We start from the raw sequence: 18,165 nt of genomic DNA, 5'->3' as shown, positions 1-18,165 counted from the left end.
TGCTCCCTCAAAAAGAGACCCAAAAGACCTCAAGAATCCTAAACCTTGCTCCCTCTAACAATTAGGTACCTGCCCTTTCCCGCAGATCGGAAGGCAGATAACTGCGTTCCCCCAAGATTTCCAGAAGGGGGCCATAGCGGTCGAACTTGACCACGCTGACCGAGGCGGCCAAAACCTCAATGCGATCCCGGTAGCGACCCAGGTCGATGCCCAGCAGGCTGCAGAGAATAACCCGAATGGTGGCCTTGTGGGAGACGATCAAGACGTGGCCGCCTGTCCATTTTTCCTGGATCTCGGCCACAACCGGCATGGCCCGATTGGCAATTTGCACAGCGGTTTCGCCCCCCGGAGGGGCGTTCCAGGCCGGCTCGGTCATCCAGCGCCAATAGGCTTCTGGGTAGGCTTCTTGCGCCTCGGCGTGGGTTTTGCCCTCCCACTCGCCGTAGTGAATTTCTCTTAGGCCCTCTCGAATCTGCATCTCCAAGCCAACTTTCTCGGCCAGGGGGCTCAAGGTAGCCAAGGCACGCCGCATTGGGCTGACGTAGAGGGCCTGCCAAGGGATCCCAGCATAGGCTGCGGCAAAGGCTTCTGCCATTTGTTTGCCTTCGGGGGTGAGGTCGGGATCGAGAGCGCCGCAAAAGCTGCCGGAACGGCTGTAGGGGGTTTCGCCGTGTCTGAGGAGGTAAAGTTTCAGGCTCATGGGAGATGTGCGGATGGGTGGTGAACTTCGCCACTCTAGCTCTCCTTATCCCCCTTCGGGGCGGTGGTTGGTGGTGGGGATGTAAATGCGGCTACCTGCCCACTGCAACTTTTCCCGCAGAGTGCGAAAGTAGGAGAGCTCTTTTTCCAGGATCATCAGCTTGGCCGGTGTAGGCGCTTGCTGAATGTGAACCCACTGGCCGGGATTCACCGACTGAGCCAACACGCCATCTGTCCACAGGCGGGTCAACCCTTCGGGATCGGCAAGAGGCCAAATGTCCACCCTGGCTGTGCCGCTGATGACAATAGGACGGCTAGACAAACTCAGGGGACAAATAGGGGTGATGATGATGGCGTCGAGGGTGGGCTCGAGGATGGGGCCATTGGCTGCCAGAGTGTAAGAGGTGGATCCCGTCGGTGTGGCCACCAGCACGCCATCCCCGTGGTACTGATCCAAAATCTCTCCGTTGACCTCGATCTCCATGATCGCGGCAGGCAGCCGTTCTCGGTTGATTGGCTTCAGGCAGATCTCATTGAGGGCATAGTAGACTTCGCTGGCCGGGCGGCCCTGGGGTTTTCCCTCTCCACGGGCGGCCAAGGGATCCCCTTGCCCCAACTGCGGCTGTTCCCAAATCTGGGCTTGCAACATCATGCGGGCTTGCAAGAAAAAATCCCCTGCCTGAATGCGATCCCAGGGATCCTGTTGCAGCACCCGCTCCGACTGGGCCAAAAACCCCAGCCTACCCCCCACTTTGATTGGCAAAATCGGGATCCCATAGGAGGCTAGGTATCGTGCCGCCGCCAACACCGAGCCATCTCCCCCCAGCACCACCGCCAGATCGATGGGATCCGAGGTGGCCTCCAAAAAGACTGGATAGGGGTTGTGGTGCAAGCCAGTGGGAGCTGTCAACACCGTAACACCGCGCCGGCGCAACTGCTCCGCACACCTCTGGCAGGCGGCTTTGCTCTCCCGATCCCCCTCTTTGTAGGCAATCACCACCAAGCCCAAGTCCATGGCTGACCTCATCAAGGGATCCCTGTCGATTGTCCCCTTCTTCAGACTGGGGATTGCTCAGGATAATCCAGACTATCCCCCCCAAAGTTAACCAGAAAATGTTCTCTTGGACGGTGAAACCGATCACCGCAGCTCTCCCTTGAGCGTCACTGCCCCCGCCAGAGCTTTCTTCTACAACTTTTAAGTAACAGTTAAGTAAATGTAAACTACCCGACCCTGACTGCTTCGCAGCACAGGGCGGGCTTTCGGTAGCCCTGCAGTTGGCAAGCCAACCACGAGCCTCTAGGCTGGTTTACGGCAGCCCCCAAAAGCGCAATCACATTCGCACCATTCAAGTCCGCATCCCCTTCCCATCCACAGTGTCCACACTTAAACTGCTTCCCACTGCGGTAGGATTGCGCAGGATCGGGATGAATGTGCAAACACCGGTGGCAGGTCTGCGACGTGTAGGCAGGCGGAACAAGAATCAAAGCAACCCCTGCACGCAGAGCCTTGTACTCCAAAAATTGACGGAGTTGATAAAACGCCCAACTGTTGGCCCTGCGCCGTTCGGCTTTGCTGCGTGGCTGTTGATTGACTCTTTTCCGGATCCCTGTCAAGTCTTCCAGAGCAATAGCGCTGTTTGTCGCCTTTGCCCTAGAGACAATAGCTTTGGAGATGCGATGATTGACCCACGTTTTTGCTACGCAACGCTGACGCGACTGAAAGCGTCTCTCCTTGCCAGACAGCCGTTGCAACAGTTCTCTGCATCTGCGCCGCGAACTGCGGGTGCCCTTACTGGCTTTGCGTTGAAGTACCGCCCTCAACCGGGAGTAGTGGTCTCGGACTTTGTTTAACTGCTGTCCATTCCAGTTATCTCCCTCCGATGTATGAGCAATATCCGTCCTTCCCAAATCCACCCCCAGCACTCTATCCGTGCGTTGCGGTGGGGATGGCTCCGCTTCCACACAGATTTGAATGAAGTAGGAACCGTCTTTGCGCTTGACCAGAGTGGCAGATTTTGGATTGGAGCCCGCCAACTGTTCTCTCTGGTAACGGCCAATCGCCAGCTCAAAGCGTTCTCGGCCTTCCACCGTGGTCAGCGACACCGTCCAGTCTTTCTCGCGGAACGAAAAGATACGTGCATCGTAGGTAGCGAAGCCACCCTTGAACACTTTGACGGGGCGGTTTTTCTGTCGGGCAACTTTACGGGCGCCGGCCAGCCGTCTGCAGACCTGCTGGGCCAAGTTACTGGACAAGCCGAACCGAGCACGGATTTCGCGGTAGCACAGAGACTGGAGCTTAACGGCGTTGGCGACTTTCTCGGGTGTGTTCTGGTTGACCCAGTTCAACGCCTGCACAAAGGCATCCATTGTCGCATCCAACTTTGCAGCTTGCGACTGGGACACCTTGAGCTTGCAGGAGACGGTCAGGACTTGGGTCATGGTTCTATCATAACTTCCGCATTCCTCCCGACCCTCGTCCTACGGACAGAGGGCGGGGCTCCTGCGATTTCTAGCTGAGAAGTCACCTTGAAGAATCAACCGAAAACCCCGCCATTTCCAACAGATGGCCCCAATCCGGATCCCTGAGTTCAGCCACCGGCGTAGGCTGGTGCAGACCTCAGCAATTCGGTTTATGGTATGGACATTCCCCCTGCAATTCCTCTTCTCCAAGCTGCAAACCCATGACCGCAGATCTCACCAACCGCATTTTGGGCAACCGCTACCAGCTGATTCAAGAAATTGGTAGCGGTGGTATGGGATCCGTCTTCCGCGCCTTAGACTTACACAACAACGGCCAAGAGGTAGCTGTCAAGATCTTATATGCCCCCATGCTGCTGAGCCGGGGCGACTTCCAGACAGACTTGCGCCGTCGCTTTGCCGAAGAGATCCGCGTTAGCACCCTTCTGGGGCAGCATCCTCGCATCGTCAAGGTTTTGGATCACGGCCAAGAGGGGGAGCAGGCCTACTTGGTGATGGAGTACCTCAAGGGGCAGGATCTGGGCAAGCTGATCCGAGAAAAAGGGGCTTTGCCGGTTCGACAAGCCGTTCGACTAGCCTTGCAGGCCTGTGAGGGGCTGCACTTTGCCCACACGTTTCAGGCCAAGGTAGAGGGTCGCGAGATTCGAGGCGTTATCCATCGCGACATCAAACCCAGCAACCTCTTCATCGAGCAAGTTTTTCAAAATGGCAAGCTTATCCCCCAACTGAAAATCCTCGACTTTGGCGTGGCCAAAACCCTGGCGGATCACACCCTCAGCCTGGGCACCCAAAAAGGGGGAGGATTTATCGGCACAGCTCGCTACGCCTCTCCCGAACAGATGCGGGGCAAAGCCTTGGATGCCCGCTCGGATATCTACTCCTTTGGGGTAGTGCTCTACGAGATGCTGACGGGATCCATGCCCTTTCAGCTGGAAACCGACTCCCTGCACAGCTGGATCCACGCCCATTGCTACGAAAGCCCAATCGAGATCAACCCGAAGGCAGCCCCCCAGCCGATCCCACCCCCTTTAGCAGCCGTGGTGATGGATTGCCTGAAAAAAAACCCAGACGAACGACCGCAAACGATGCGGGAGCTGGGGGAACGACTGCTGCAAGCCTATGACCTGACGGCAACCACCCAACTCTCTAGTGGCCAAGCCAGCACTGTGATCCTGCCCACCGGCAGCGCTAAGGCTCAACGGGATGCTCCACCCTCTTCTGACCCCAAGCCACCAATCCAAACCACCCGCAATACAGGATCAGCTTCTGGAGCCTTTGAAGATATCCGCGATGAGGATCTGGATCTCATCGAAGATGAGCCGGTCTCTCCCCCCTCCCCAGGTGCAGGGATCCCCTATTACATCACCGAGCGGGAACCCTCCTCAGCAGAAGCTTCGCCGGAAACACCGGATCCCTCTCCCCAAAGTGGGGGCGAAACTCCCAAAACGCCCTCCACAGTGATCCCAGCCAGCAACGCTCTCCCGACCGTTCAGGATCCCCCCGTCGCTCGCCCTGCTACACCACCACGAACTAATACTCCCCGCACCCGCCCTCTGCCACAAGCTGCCCCCCAAACGGTTCTACAGCCTTCCGGCAGCAGTCTGAAGTGGGTCTTGGCCGGGGGATCCCTGGGCGTTATGGCTTTGCTGGCCGCCTTTTTGCTGTGGCCACGTCCAGCGGTTCGCGATACCCAGGAACAGCCGGATCGCACCCCAACTCCCGAACCCAAGGTAGAGCCCATACGCATAGAGCCTATACCCGTAAAACCAATCCTAGGGATCCCAACTCCCGGTTCTACGCCTACCCCTACGCCCGAAGCAACCCCCACGCCTACCCCTGAGGTAACTCCAGCGCCGACACCCACCCCGACTCCAGCACCAACACCCACTCCGGTGCCGACGCCCACCCCGACGCCGACGCCCACCCCGACTCCAGCGCCAACACCCACTCCGACACCGACACCCACCCCGACTCCAGCACCAACACCCACTCCGACACCGACGCTTACCCCTATCCCTCGATTCACCCCGCTTGTCCCTCGTACTCCTACCCCCACCCCGACTCCATCCCCCACTCCCACTGCCACACCTGCCCCAGCAACGCCAACACCTGCGGCAGAGCTGGCCCTCAGCGGCGAGTGGCTTTACGAGGGAGGATCTTTTATCTGGCAGGGATCCCTGTGCAAGGTCAATGTTGCGGCTGGCGTCCAGGAAACCGTCTCCATTCGTCAGGAGGGCAACCAGATCAGCGTTTCCTCCCCCAGCTTTTCTGAGCGCAGCGGCCAGCTCATCGGCAACCAACTTTCTGTTAGCGGCAGGATAGGGGGTAGCGGTACCCCAACCGTTGCTTGGAGTGGCACGGTCAGCCCTGACGGGCGCGTGATTCGCGGCAGAGCCACCTGTGGCAGCGCTGACTTTGCCATCAAGCTCACCCGCCAGAGCTAGAGGCCGACACCCCCCCCTCGGTCTCCGCCGCCGCCGTCTTCCCTATCGTCCGGTTTCTGTTGCCGTTGAGGCGGTGGAGGAGGAGCAGCAAAGCTTTCGCTCACAACTTCGATGGTGTAAGGGCCTCGCCCAGGGCTGCCCGGCCCAGCGGCTGGAGAGGCATTTTGCGCCCAGTAGCTTTCCACCCGGAGCAAGTAGCAGCGGTTTTGCCGCACGGGGATGGTTAGCTGAGAGGTGGTAAAGTTGCCAGGGGCAGCATCATCATTTACAAAAACGTCAGGATCCAATCTCCGGTTGCTGTCATAGCTGCCGATGACCAATAGCGGGTCGAAAACCGGGCTGGTCAGCCGGATTGTAACCCCGGTAACGTTGGCTGCAGAGGGAAAGTAAAGAAACGCATCTGAATAGAAGGTAAACGTGCCGGGAGGGGGTGGGAATTCCCGGGCATTTTGAATATTGCCCCTCTCATCAAAATAATACTCCAAAAGGCTATTCGGCCCCAAGGTTCCACTGCGCCTATCCCCCTGTCGGCGCAGACCAATCGATGCAAAAAGGCCTGGACTGAAGGCTTGTTCGCAGACGTTCACCAGAGGCGGTATTGTACTCCCTCCACTTCCTCCACAGCCTGCCAAAACCGCAGCTGAGGCCAAAAGGCCCAAGAAAACCCTCTGCAGGGATGCCTGCGGAGCTCTAGAAGCATTCGATGCTGGCCCTGGCATAAGCACTCCTCCGGACACCGGATGTCAATGTTCCTCTAGATTACGATGCTCTGAGCAATTCTCAGCAAAATGCAGATCACTGACAGGATTTTCCCACGTTTAGGCTTGCACCGGCTTGGGGGGGCTGTTCCGCTGTTGACCTCGAGAAGGGAGCTTCAAGGGCGTAGTGGGGCCGTTGAGCCAATTTTGTCCTCAGGAAGGGATCCAGAGCAAAACCCTTTTTCGCAGTGGGCTAACCACTACTGGCGTCGGGCTTCCTGGTGAGGAAGAAATGGGCCAGGGCTGCCACACATTCTCGATCTTCGAAGAGTAGGTGGCATCGCTGCCGAACCTCCTCAGCCATGTGGTAGCGAAACTCAGAATCGGATCCCAGTTTTACGGCCAAATCCTCATAGCTTTTCAGATCCGAGGCAATTAAGCTGTCCAGCTCCATTCTTTTGAGAATGGCATAGGTATGCCGCCCCCGCATCAGCTTTCCAGGGCAAGTGATCACAGGCAATCCGACCGCAACGGCTTCTAGGGTGGTGATCCCACCTGACCAGCCGTAGGAATCCAACATGAGATCCGCACAGCGGTTGAGATCCAAGTAGTCTTGATGGTCTAATCCAGGCAGAACCAGACAGTGGTCTTCTGCATTGAGACCGTACAGGGAAAAAGCCCGGGTGAGCCGTTGCTGAAATTGTCGAGCAATGGCAGCATTGGGCAGAGCCAAGAAGACAAACTGAGCGTTGGGCACTCGTTGGGCAATAGCGGCAAAAAGATAGTCGTATTGGGGCAGATATTTACCCAAGTATTGACAAGTTAGGTAAACCACTGCATCTTCACGCAGGCCGAAATCCTCACGATAGCGCTTTTGCTGCGGCAAAACCGGCTTTTCAAAGCAAGTGCCCAAATGAGGTAAACGAATCAGGGTTTCACTATAATGTTCTTGAGCATCCTCTGGCTCCATTAAATCGCTGGAGAGGAAATAGTCAATCGTAGAAAGTCCAGAAGTTATAGGATGAGCCCAAGTGGAGCACTGTATCGGTGCCAGTCGCAGGGAAGCCAGTTGCAGAATAAGAGGTGAAAGACCAATCTCCAAATACACCAAAATATCTAGCTGATCCTGCAGGATTTGTCGGGCTGCATCCTCAAGTCCGGTGGGAATGTGTCGAAACACATCGGCATATTGACGATACCGGTCTGTCATGAAGTCGGTTCTGGGATCCAAGTGATAAGCGAAAACTTGAAACTTCCGCTGGGCAGTTAACTAAATCCTGTGGAGCAGGGGAGAATCCCACACGCCTTCCGAGCTTTCCTTTCGGACATAAAGTCACCTGCCGACGAGAGAAAACAGGAGGTGGAACATAGTCGGGGGCAATTGGCCAGCTGAGAAGGACTCGAGGCTGTGGAGCTTCGCTTTCAGCTAGAAATCGCAGGAGCCCCGCGCTGTACTCATAAAGTCAGTGTTGGGAGAATGTACAACTTTATTTGCTTTGTGTTACACTAATATTGCGGACACCAGAAACAGCTGTTTAGGGCACTGGTAACAGTCGATTGGGGGTGCAGTAAACCACCCCAGAGGTCCGTGGTTGGCTTGCCAACTGCAGGGCTACTAAAAGCCTGTCCCGTACTGTGAAGCAGTCAGGGTCGGGTAGTTTACATCCAAATCATCTGTAGCTTTTATCATCCAAGGATGAATTCTTTGGCTATCTTACTTCAACAGACGCAGCAGATGCACAAGACAGAACATTTCGCTCCCTGTTTTCAAACCCTCCGGACTGTTAAGCCAACCGTCTTACTTCTAGCTCACCCTGTCTCATTCTAGAGCCGAGCAAACTAGAGAGACAATGACTTTAGAAACAGAAAAGGGCCCCTTTCTGGAGCCCTAGGAATTGGAGATAGACCACTAATTACTCAGCGGATGGGAATGTTGTAGCGGTCCCCCCAGTCAGGGCATACGTGACACTGCCTTCACCATAGGGATCCATCGTCAAGCTGCCCATAGTTACACCTGAACTGCTAGTAGCGAAGACATTACAAGACTTTCCAACGTAGTAGGAGCTGCCAGTGGCTACAAGCTTCTCCCCCCTCCCAAGGCCAAGCTCGCAGAGAATGGGGTTCCCACCCGCGTTTACATAAGCAGGGTTCACCGCTGTATTACCCAGAACCGCAAGGATCAGGCCGCGCTGGGCAGGACTATCGGCTCTCATAGCAGGAGCGCCGTAGTTGGGGGCAGACCAGGGATCATTCTGGTACTTGTCTTTGGTTGGGCCGCACCAACTGGTATTACAACCCCGAGCAATCACTGCATACGCTGTAGGGTAGCTGGTCCAGTCCAGGCGATAGGCCTCTGAGCCGCGAGAGACATCAGTCAGGGCAGCCTGCGCCTCTGCCACACGAGAGCGACGAATCTGGTTGAGAAACTGTGGAATTGCTATTGCACTCAAGACACCCACAATCACAATGACGACTAATAGCTCGATCAGGGTAAAGCCCTTAGCCCTAGAGAGCAGAAACTGCGAGATTTTCGCACGGAGCAGAGATTGACGAAGCTTTGCACTCATGATCCAGTACCTCTCCTTGCTAGATTTATGCTGGCCTTCACTTGCCAGTACTAGCCTACCCACTGTCAGCCGAGCTCATAACATCCTAAAGACAAATCTCTGCGAGCACTTCCAGAGGAGGACTGATACATTTACGCCGAACACTGCTGAGCATTACTGCTCAGCGGTGAAGCGATAGCATTCTGTCCATTTCCGTTCGCGTTAGCGGGACGGAGTCCGAACAGAAAGGCGGTATCCCGCAAAGCCCTGAGGAATACCCCAGAGCACCTCCTCTTCACTTCCCGGCAACCGTTGCGGTTGACTCAAGGATTGGGAGCTTAGTCTGGTATATCCCTCTCAGTGACTTTTGTCAAACCGCCTAAAGCTCAGTAAATTCAGCAAAGTTCAGGATTTTGAAGGTTAGAAACATGCTCGCCCTACTGGATGGTGTACGTATTGCATTGATCCAGCCTTTCTGTTCCCATCGCCTCAAAGTGTGGAGACACACCCCAAAATAATCCGCCGCTTCTCTCGGTTTTACATACCTAGCCATACCAAGCAGCCATACTGAACATACTGTACATTATTTTCAGTATAGTCCAGCGTATCATTGACTAGAGTCATGCTCGCCTGGTGGGGTTGTGCCCTAGGCAACTGCCTGCCAAGTGCGTCTCCTGCAGCGTTTGATCTCCAGGACAGCCCAGGGCAGCATGGGGGTCAGGTTAGCCACAGAGCTGGCCTGAAAGCCAGGGAAGGCCATAACCAGCCTAGCTAAACCCGCTTAGCCCAACTCCTACAGTCGTGGCATAATTGGGCCAACCAGTCCTACTGCCTGCCTATGTCAATGTTACCCTCTAACTCCGCTGTTATAGATGAGATTGCTGCTCAGGGACGAGCTGCCCTTGCTTGCTCTGAAATAGACTTCCGAGATTGGGTTAGGGTCTATGTCGGCACTCTCTCTCCTTCAGAATGGGGGCAAGCCCTAACAAAAGTTATCTACCCCAAATCCAACATTGTCTGGGAAGAGACTTTAGAAACGCACCAAGAAGCCACACAAATGGCAATTCGTAGACTTTTATACGTGGAGCCTAGAAAAGCCTACTCCCTCTACATGGCTTTATTGAATGTTTCTTTAATCAGCCGAGAGGAGCTGATCTCACTAATGCTCGAGGCAGCGCAAGAAATTGCCTCCTTATCTGGCAAGCAGCCTGTTTACCAATCAAAGATCACTTATGACCAGTCGCTAAAAATAAGAGAACTTATTTTTGAGCTAGATCCCCTGCAAAAATCCAATAACCTACTTTTGCTCTATGACGCAATTAAACGAGAAGACGAACTAGCAATTCTTGCTTACTCTTCCGCAGTAGCTGAAAGCATAAGCTCTGGTTTAGAAATTACTGACTTATCGCAAGAAATTCTCTTTCTAGATGTTGTTCGCAACCTACTAGATGAGGGATATCTTGAGATCTTTTTTGATCTCTTAGAAGCTTTTGCTCAAAAGACTCCGCAGCCACAGCACCGCTCGATCATGGCAGCATTGTCTCTGCTATCAGAAATTTACCTTCCTGAAAGATCCGAATCTTACAAGAAGTTCTCTACACCAAAGGATTGGCTAACTGGCTGTGGGATCCAGTTAATTTCCATGCTAATGGAAGAATCGACAAGCCTAGCCTACTCAGTTGTAGCTGAAAAGCTGCTTTCGCTTGCCTCGGAAGAAGATGAAAGATCTGCCAGCTTTATCTACTTACTAGAAAATGCTATGGCGCTGTTTGCTAAAGCCGCTCTCACAGACAAAGTAAGGCTTGTGATTGACAAGTTTCTAAACCTATGGCCATTGGAAAGTCTGCAATCTATAAGGGACAAGCTTCTCAACCAAGAACCGGTAGATGATAACATTCAGAATCTTGCCCGAGCTTTCATGTTTTCTGTATGCTTTTTTATCAACTACATCAGTGATGACAGGAAAGCTATACGAAAGCTAACCAACCTCTCTGCAGATATACTTCAACTTATTCTCTTATCGTATCGAAAAGATTTATGCTTGGATAACTTAGACAGCGAACTCAACAGCGAACTCAGAAGTCTGGCCACTGAGCACAGAGGAGCGTCTTTCCGAAAGCTAAGGATAGGCTATCTGGGCATATGTTTCATGAGCCACTCAGTGGGCGTTATGTCTCATCAGGTGCTAGCTTCTCATGATCCTGAGAGAGTAGAAGTCTACTATTACTACTTGATGGGCCTGGCAACAGAAGAACTTCTCTCTATTGACCCTATTTACCAAAGCTTTATATCTCACAAAGCTCACTTCCGTCATCTTTCTAAAAACCTGAGCATAAAAGAAATTCTGGAAATAATAAGAGGTGATAATCTCGATATTCTTGTTCACCTTGACTCGTTGACAGATCGAGTTAGTAACTACGTTATGGCATACCGTTGTGCGCCTATCCAGTGCAGTTGGCTAGGGGGAGATTCTTCTGGCCTGCAATCCCTAGACTATTTCTTTGTTGATCCATACCTGCTTCCCGATGAAGCTCAAGATGATTATCGCGAGGAATTAGTTCGATTGCCTGCTTATGCAGCTGTCAATCACTTTGCTGTAGATCCTCAAGATCATCAGATATTTTCTAGAGCCCTGAGTGTTACCTCTGAAAATGTTCTTCTCTTTACGGCTGCTCATGCATACAAGCGCAATGATCAATGTGTGGAAGCTCACCTACAAGTCTTGCTAAACTCCCCTAACTCGATACTGGTTGTGAAAGGCAAGGGAGAAGCTCCATCAATGATTGAAATGTACCGGAAAAGAGCTAGAGCGCTAGGAGTGGAGGATCGAGTTCGCTTTCTAGCTAGAACGGAGTATACGGGTCTACACCGCGGTCAGCTGGGGCTGTTTGATCTAATGCTAGATACATTTCCATACACAGGCGCCACTCACACGATGGAGGCCTTGTATATGGGTTTGCCGGTGTTGACCTTGGTTGGCAGACATTATTTTGGTCGAATGAGCTATAGCTTACTTAGGAATATAGGTCTTGATGACTGTATTACCTGGTCAGTTGAAGAATTTATTGAGCGAGGAATCCAGCTGGCTAACAATCCAGAGCGACTGGCCAAGGCCAAACAGACTATTCGAGAGTCCTACAGTAAGTCGATCATCTGGGATCCAAAACGTTTGGCTATGGCTATTGAAAAAACCTATTTTGATCTGGCTCATAAACATCAGATTATCGACCAGGTTCCTCCTCTAGACGGGGGTGAACCTAGACTCCAGGTCAGTCAGCGTATCCGCCTTCATATCGGGGGAAAAGATCCCCATCCAGACTGGAAGATCCTAGACATCCAACCAAGAGAGTACGTGGATTACGTTGGCAACGCTATGGATCTCAGTCAATTTGAAGACAACTCCGTAGAAGCCATCTACGCCTCCCACGTTCTGGAGCACTTCGACTATGTGCGAGAATTGCCTGTTGTTCTCAAAGAGTGGCATCGAGTTTTACATTTCGGTGGCCAGTTAATGATTAGTGTTCCTGACTTACCTACTCTTTGTCACCTTTATATGGAGGAAGGAGCTTCCGCCGAGCAGCGATTTAGTATTATGCGCATGATGTTTGGTGAACAGACAGATGAGTATGACTATCACAAAGTTGGTCTCTCGTGGGAATATTTGTTCATGTTGCTGACTCAGGCAGGCTTTCGGATTATCCGCAAGGTAGATCGGTTCGGCTTATTTAATGACTGTAGTGAAATGGTTGTTTTCGGTAAACCTGTTAGTCTAAACATAATTGCGACCAAGTAAATTAAAATAAAAAAAGTTGTCTGGTTCTAGGCAATTCCTACCTCCCTAACTATCTTTTGGTATGAAATCAGTAGTTATTATCACTGCAGCCGACTCCAAGTTCTTCGATCTAGTGCAGGGAACTGTTCTTTCCATCCGAGGTAAGGAGCAGGGTAAATCTGTTGAGATAGGCTTCTTCGATTTGGGCTGTACCCCTGAGCAAGTAGACTGGCTTTCAAAACACGTCAATTACATTGTTGAGCCGGATTGGAACTATAACTTTGCTGGAGTTGAGAGTGTGCCTTCTTATCTGCGGGGATTACTAGCTCGGCCCCGGCTACGTAGGTACTTTCCAGACTATGAAGTTTATATTTGGATTGACGCAGATGCTTGGGTTCAGGATTGGTTCGGGATTGACTTGCTCATCCAGGGAAGCAAAAAGCGAGGGCTAGCTATTGTTCCGGAGATTGACCGAGGGAATAGATTACTCTATGGCCCAAAAGATTACCTAATTGATCTTAGTGAAGCTTACAGATACCACTTTCCCAGTCTGAGTGTCGAGGACTTACATACGTACCCCCTCCTTAATGCTGGTGTTTTTGCAATGTCCTATACTGCCAAGCACTGGGATCTTTGGGACTTTCGGCTTTCTCAAGCTTTAGCTAGAAGACCTTCTATCATAACCGATCAACTCGCTCTAAATGTAGCGGTCTATCTAGATGGGCTACTTAAGGAAACAGAACTTCTACCTGCCTATTGCAATTGGACTTGTCACTACGGACTGCCAAAATGGGATCCAAGGCAAAACCTACTTGTTGAGCCTTACCTACCTCACACTCCTATTTCTATCATACACCTAACCAGCCATAGTAAAAGAGAGGGAAGGCATGTACTATTGACCACTGAAGATGAGAAAATTGAAATGAGCTTAAAGTTTAGCGATGCCTCGCTGGAACACCAGAAGCAAAGCTTGACGCCTGCTTCCGCAGAGCAACTGAGTTTTACTACTTTAGGGATTTATCTAAGCCAGATTAATCTAGCTCTTTTTCCCGATTGGGATCCAAATCTTCGGGAATCAGTTACTGCAAGCTTGGAGCCTTTACTAAAGTCTATTCTGCTTAGTTCCAATCCTCAGCATTACGCTTTGATCGTGTCTGCAGAGCCAGACTACGGGATGGCGGAGTCAGTTCTGGAAGCCGCAGCAGCTAACGTTACTATCGAGCTTATGGATTTGGGACACGAGCTAAGCGTTGAGCCGTCTATTTCTTTGGTTAAAACTCTTAACTCTGAGCAGTGGAAGCGACTACTGGCTCGGGTTGATTACTACTACCCCCTTACTCACGAGCGAATCCCCGCAGGGATCCAGCCTGCCCTGGATAAGCTGCCCCGCTTCGAGTTTCCTACTGGTTAGAGCCCTGAGGTGATAAAGAAAAGTTAACCGGAAGAGCGTAGCAACTGCATCAGCTGCTGAGGCGTCATCTGCTCGTAGGGCTCAAAGGGCTGGTGGATCCAAGGGTTATCCGGCAAATAGTCCACATAGTAGTCGGGTTGATAGACGGAGGCGGCCTTGTACCACAGTACGCCGGTGCGGATCTCCTCCACGTAGAAGCCATAGTGGTGCTTGAGCCAATGGACAGACCGTTTCAGGGTCATGCCGGAGTCTGCCAGATCGTCCACCAACAGCACGTGGCTGCCCAGGTTGGCGGTGGTCATGGCTAGATCCCGCGAGAAGGTCAGTTGCCCCCGCTGGCGGTTGCCGGGGCCGGAGTAAGAAGAGGCCGAGAGGATGGCCAGGGGCAGGTCGAAAAGACGGGCCAAGGTATCGCCGATGCGCAGCCCCCCCTTGGCAATACAGACGATTTGGTTAAATTCCCACCCGCTTTCGTAGACTTTGACGGCCAACTCCTCGATTTTGCGGTGGTAGTCGGCCCAGGTAATGGAAATTTCGTGCAAGGGATCCCCCTCTACCCATCTAGAGTGCTCAGTTTAATAATGACGCTTCTCCCCTCGACTAGGGACTAGCTTTCTTTCAGAGGGATCACCTTCACCCAATGGGCATAGACGGGATCCCGATTTTCGGTAATTGCCGTCAGCTTCTGCCGCAACTGCTCAGTGATGGGGCGGGAGGGGGGCAGGACGTACTGCTCGATCTGGCGAATGGGGGTGATCTTGGCAGCAGTGCCGGTTAAAAAGGCCTCGTCAGCAATCAATAGCTCCGATTTGTCAACGGGCCGTTCTTGGGTAGGGATCCCCAGGTCGCGGGCCAGAGTGAGGACGCTGTCGCGGGTGATCCCTTCCAAGATATCTTGGTCGAAGCTGGGGGTAATCAGCACGCCATTGCGCACGATGAAGATGTTCATGCCCGAGGCTTCGCTCACTTTGCCCTGGGAGTTCATCAAAATGGCCTCGTCATAGCCAGCCTGCGCCGCCTCGGTTTTGGCCAAAGAGGAAGTGATGTAGGCGCCGGTGATCTTGCCCCGCAATGGTAGGCTGCGATCCTCTTGCCGGGCCCAAGAGCTGATGCGGCAACTGACTCCCTCTGGCGAGAGGTAGTCCCCCAGTTCCAAGCCGTACACGAAAAAGTCTTTCTCAATGTTGTGCAGCCGCGGCGAGATGCCTAGGTCGGAGGTGTACACCAAGGGGCGGATGTAGAAAGACGTGGAGGGACGGTTTTTTCGGATCAGCTCGACGATCACCTGCTCAATCCGTTCAGCAGGGAGATCAAAACAGAGCAGGCGGGCGCTTTGACTCAGTCGTCGGCAATGGCGATCCAGACGGAACACCAGAACTTGATCCGGGTTTTGCGGATCAGGGATCCCGCGTAGGCCGCCGAACGCCGCTGTCCCGTAGTGCAGAGCATGGGTGGCAATGGAAATCTTCGCCTCAGCAAAGGGGACAATCTGGCCCTGAAAGTAGGCGTAGGGCAGAAAATCTGGCATGGTCGGCACCCACCGGGGTAGGAATGAGAGGTAGGAATATTATCACCGATTCGTGCAGTGCCGGGAGCTCCAACGTCGGCATGACTTCCCTGCCTGTAGTAGCAGCACGCGGGATAGGCGTAGAGCATGCCTCTAACCCCCAAAACCCTGAACTTTGCTGAATTTACTGAGCTTTAGGCGGTTTGGCAAAAGTCATTGAGAGGGATATAGTAGACCAAGTTTCCCCCTGATCCTTGAGTCCACCGCAACGGTTGCCGGGAAGTGAAGGGGGAAAGCGCTCGGGGGGTATTCCTCAGGGCTTTGCGGGATACCGCCTTCCTGCTCAGAGATAGGCAGGATGCGATCGCTTCTTTCCTGAACCATGTTCAGGAGAGTTCAGCGTGAATGTATCAGGTATTCCTCCCCCGCAGCAGCGTTGTTTAGCCAGTCAGTTTCCGAGAGGGTTGGATTGGAGAAGCAAACAGTTCGTAGCTGAAGAGGGGCCGAGCAGCTACACCCTATGACGCAAAGGGGGTGAACTCCTTGTGAAGGCAGCAATGCTCCTTGTGGCAAGGCTTCTTTGGTCTCAGGGTGGTAGGGTAAGGAGGTGGTTGCTCAAGCAGCTGTAAATAAAGCCTGCAAAACTTTCGATTGCTGCCTTACTTTTGCTTGGCATTTTGTCCCCCGCTAGCCCGATGCTGTCGACGGGTGGGAGCCGGAGGGCTGCTTTTGCCCAATCTTTTGCTCTGGGTATCCCCATTGAGGAAGCCATTCGGATCGCTCGATCTGCCGTGCCCAATGCCGTGATTAAAGAAGTTGAGTTGGAGCGCGAAGATGGGCGCCTAGTTTGGGAAGTGAAATTTACCAACGACATTAAAGTCAAGATCGACGCCACTACCGGCAATATTGTCGATATCGACAACCAGCACTCAGGAGGTGCCCTTGCCTAGGCGGGGGTGAGCGTTGCCGGAAAAGGTTGTAGCTGTTACTGCTTGATGAATGAGAACTGCGAAAGCCGGGGATCCCTTGCATTTTGGGCATGGGGAAAGCGTCTACACGGTAGCTGCCTGATGGCTGAAGCCGGTTCGACAGCTGGCTAGGGACAGGTGGCGGGGTCAGGCTGAGCTAGAATGCTGTCTATCCGTCTTGCTGCTCCCCCTGATGGACGACCCCCCTTTAGCCTCGGCGGCTACTTTCCCCAACACTGAGCTTTCGTGGGGAGATGCGTCGCTTAGTCTCCTTTGGGTCATCGGTCTTCTGGTCATCAACGCTTTCTTTGTCGCAGTCGAGTTTTCCTTGGTATCGGCGCGGCGCTCCCGGATAGTGCAGTTGGCCAGCGAAGGGAACCGGCAGGCAGCTCTTGTGCAAAAAGCCCAAGAGCAACTGGAATATGCCCTCTCCACCACCCAGTTGGGCATTACTCTGGCCAGTGTATTGCTGGGCTGGATCGGGGCTACGCAAGTGGCGCCGACGCTGTTTCTGGCCTTGAGGCAGTTGGCTTGGCTTCAGAACCTGGATCCGGCCCTTATTCGAGGGGTGGCAGTGGTGCTGGTGTTTTCGCTGCTCACCTACTTTCAGATTGTGGTGGGGGAGCTGATCCCCAAAACTCTGGCCATCCTCTATTCGGAGCCGATTGCGCTCAAACTGGCCTGGCTCAATCGTTTGGTCAGCCGTATCCTAAGACCTTTTGTAGAGCTGCCCCGCTTTTCCTCTCGGTGTGTGCTGCGGCTTTTGGGAGTCCAGATTCCGGAGGCCAGCTCCTTTTACAGCACCATGACGGTGGAGGAGTTGCAACTGCTGATCGCCTCTTCGGTGGAGTCGGGCAACATCGAGGCGGAAGAGCGAGAGCTGTTGAGCAACATCTTCGAGTTTGGCGAGACGGTGGCCAGCGAGGTGATGATCCCGCGTACCAGCATCGACGCTGTGCCGGAAACTGCAACGGTGCAAGAGGTGCTGGCCGAGGTGGCCGAATCAGGACACTCCCGTTACCCGGTCTACGGCGAGTCTTTGGATGACATCCGCGGGCTGATCCACGTTAAGGAGTTGATCGGCCAGTTGGCCAAGGGATCCATCGACCTCCACAGCCCCATCACCAACTTCATCCGCGAGGCCCACTTTGAGCCGGAGAACAAGCCAATTGCCGAACTGTTGCCCGAAATGAGGCAGCACCACTGGCCGATGGTGGTGGTGGTGGATGAGTTTGGCGGCACGGCGGGCCTGATCACCGTTCAAGACTTGGTGGAGGAGATCGTCGGCAAGCTCTCCGATGGCCCGGATCCCAACACCAAGGAGCCGGACATCCAAGAACTTGACGAAAATACCTTGCTCATCCAGGCTCAGCTAGATATTGAAGAGATCAACGAGCGCTGTGGCCTCAACCTGCCTCTGCACAAGGATTACCAAACGCTGGGGGGCTTTTTGATCTACCACATGCAGAAGATCCCACGTGCTGGGGAAAAGTTCACCTACAAAGAGATGGAGTTTCAGGTGGTGCGCATGGAGGGGCCACGGGTGGATCGGGTGAAGGTAGCCCGCCGCCCCGGCACCCCGGCAAACTCCCTACCGCTGCTCCCCCCAGCGCAAACGGCAAAAGCCCGTCCATAAACCTGC

13 protein-coding genes and 1 pseudogene are annotated in these 18,165 nt (G+C 53.4%); 5 read left to right on the top strand and 9 right to left on the bottom strand.

The features are described 5' to 3' along the window. Nucleotides 1-61 precede the first annotated feature (61 nt). The 3 genes from ACVWZU_RS03720 to ACVWZU_RS03710 form a co-directional block, all read right to left on the bottom strand. The gene (locus tag ACVWZU_RS03720) at nucleotides 62-700 is read right to left on the bottom strand and encodes a histidine phosphatase family protein (RefSeq protein WP_457384955.1); all 639 of its coding nucleotides are present in this window, start codon (nucleotides 698-700) and stop codon (nucleotides 62-64) included. Between the two features lie 45 nt (nucleotides 701-745). Further along, nucleotides 746-1,714, bottom strand: coding sequence for an NAD(+) kinase (locus ACVWZU_RS03715; protein WP_457384971.1), 969 nt, complete (start codon nucleotides 1,712-1,714; stop codon nucleotides 746-748). Between the two features lie 206 nt (nucleotides 1,715-1,920). Further along, nucleotides 1,921-3,138 (bottom strand): RNA-guided endonuclease InsQ/TnpB family protein, encoded by a 1,218-nt coding sequence (locus tag ACVWZU_RS03710; protein WP_457443432.1) that lies wholly within the window; start codon nucleotides 3,136-3,138, stop codon nucleotides 1,921-1,923. Nucleotides 3,139-3,380: 242 nt separating this feature from the next. Here ACVWZU_RS03710 and ACVWZU_RS03705 point away from each other — a divergent pair, with 242 nt between their 5' ends. Beyond that, nucleotides 3,381-5,621, top strand: coding sequence for a serine/threonine protein kinase (locus ACVWZU_RS03705; RefSeq protein ID WP_457443430.1), 2,241 nt, complete (start codon nucleotides 3,381-3,383; stop codon nucleotides 5,619-5,621). Here the strand turns inward: ACVWZU_RS03705 and ACVWZU_RS03700 are convergent. The 4 genes and pseudogenes from ACVWZU_RS03700 to ACVWZU_RS03685 all read right to left on the bottom strand — a co-directional run. Continuing rightward, the gene (locus tag ACVWZU_RS03700) at nucleotides 5,618-6,106 is read right to left on the bottom strand and encodes a hypothetical protein (protein ID WP_041436166.1); all 489 of its coding nucleotides are present in this window, start codon (nucleotides 6,104-6,106) and stop codon (nucleotides 5,618-5,620) included. The genes ACVWZU_RS03705 and ACVWZU_RS03700 overlap by 4 nt on opposite strands. Before the next feature lie 466 nt (nucleotides 6,107-6,572). After that, nucleotides 6,573-7,529 carry an O-linked N-acetylglucosamine transferase, SPINDLY family protein gene (locus ACVWZU_RS03695; protein ID WP_457443428.1) on the bottom strand — a complete coding sequence of 319 codons (957 nt, stop codon included), beginning with the start codon at nucleotides 7,527-7,529 and terminating at the stop codon, nucleotides 6,573-6,575. A 703-nt stretch (nucleotides 7,530-8,232) separates the two neighbouring features. Further along, the gene (locus tag ACVWZU_RS03690) at nucleotides 8,233-8,886 is read right to left on the bottom strand and encodes a type IV pilin protein (protein WP_457443426.1); all 654 of its coding nucleotides are present in this window, start codon (nucleotides 8,884-8,886) and stop codon (nucleotides 8,233-8,235) included. 403 nt (nucleotides 8,887-9,289) lie between these two features. Continuing rightward, nucleotides 9,290-9,418, bottom strand: a pseudogene (locus tag ACVWZU_RS03685) (MerR family transcriptional regulator); the annotation flags it as partial. 285 nt (nucleotides 9,419-9,703) lie between these two features. Between ACVWZU_RS03685 and ACVWZU_RS03680 the strand changes: the two are divergent. Together ACVWZU_RS03680 and ACVWZU_RS03675 are read left to right on the top strand one after the other, a co-directional pair. After that, entirely contained in the window at nucleotides 9,704-12,658 is a 2,955-nt protein-coding gene (locus ACVWZU_RS03680; RefSeq protein ID WP_457443424.1) for an O-linked N-acetylglucosamine transferase family protein, read from the top strand. Between the two features lie 61 nt (nucleotides 12,659-12,719). Next, nucleotides 12,720-14,048: a hypothetical protein gene (locus tag ACVWZU_RS03675; RefSeq protein WP_457443422.1), complete on the top strand. Its 1,329-nt coding sequence runs from the start codon at nucleotides 12,720-12,722 to the stop codon at nucleotides 14,046-14,048. Nucleotides 14,049-14,071: 23 nt separating this feature from the next. Here ACVWZU_RS03675 and ACVWZU_RS03670 read toward each other — a convergent pair whose 3' ends face one another. Then, nucleotides 14,072-14,590, bottom strand: coding sequence for a phosphoribosyltransferase (locus ACVWZU_RS03670; protein WP_011432132.1), 519 nt, complete (start codon nucleotides 14,588-14,590; stop codon nucleotides 14,072-14,074). A gap of 65 nt (nucleotides 14,591-14,655) precedes the next feature. After that, nucleotides 14,656-15,576, bottom strand: coding sequence for a branched-chain amino acid transaminase (locus ACVWZU_RS03665; RefSeq protein ID WP_011432133.1), 921 nt, complete (start codon nucleotides 15,574-15,576; stop codon nucleotides 14,656-14,658). Nucleotides 15,577-16,250: 674 nt separating this feature from the next. Between ACVWZU_RS03665 and ACVWZU_RS03660 the strand changes: the two genes are divergently transcribed. Together ACVWZU_RS03660 and ACVWZU_RS03655 are read left to right on the top strand one after the other, a co-directional pair. Continuing rightward, a complete protein-coding gene (locus tag ACVWZU_RS03660) occupies nucleotides 16,251-16,505 on the top strand; it encodes a PepSY domain-containing protein (protein WP_457443420.1) in 255 nt (84 codons plus the stop codon). Between the two features lie 211 nt (nucleotides 16,506-16,716). After that, a complete protein-coding gene (locus ACVWZU_RS03655) occupies nucleotides 16,717-18,159 on the top strand; it encodes a hemolysin family protein (protein WP_457443418.1) in 1,443 nt (480 codons plus the stop codon). Nucleotides 18,160-18,165 lie beyond the last annotated feature (6 nt).

The sequence above is a fragment of the Thermostichus sp. MS-CIW-26 genome (genome assembly GCF_054059115.1).
The sequence above is the reverse complement of the archived record's forward strand: the minus strand, read 5'-3'. Positions and strand labels throughout refer to the sequence as shown.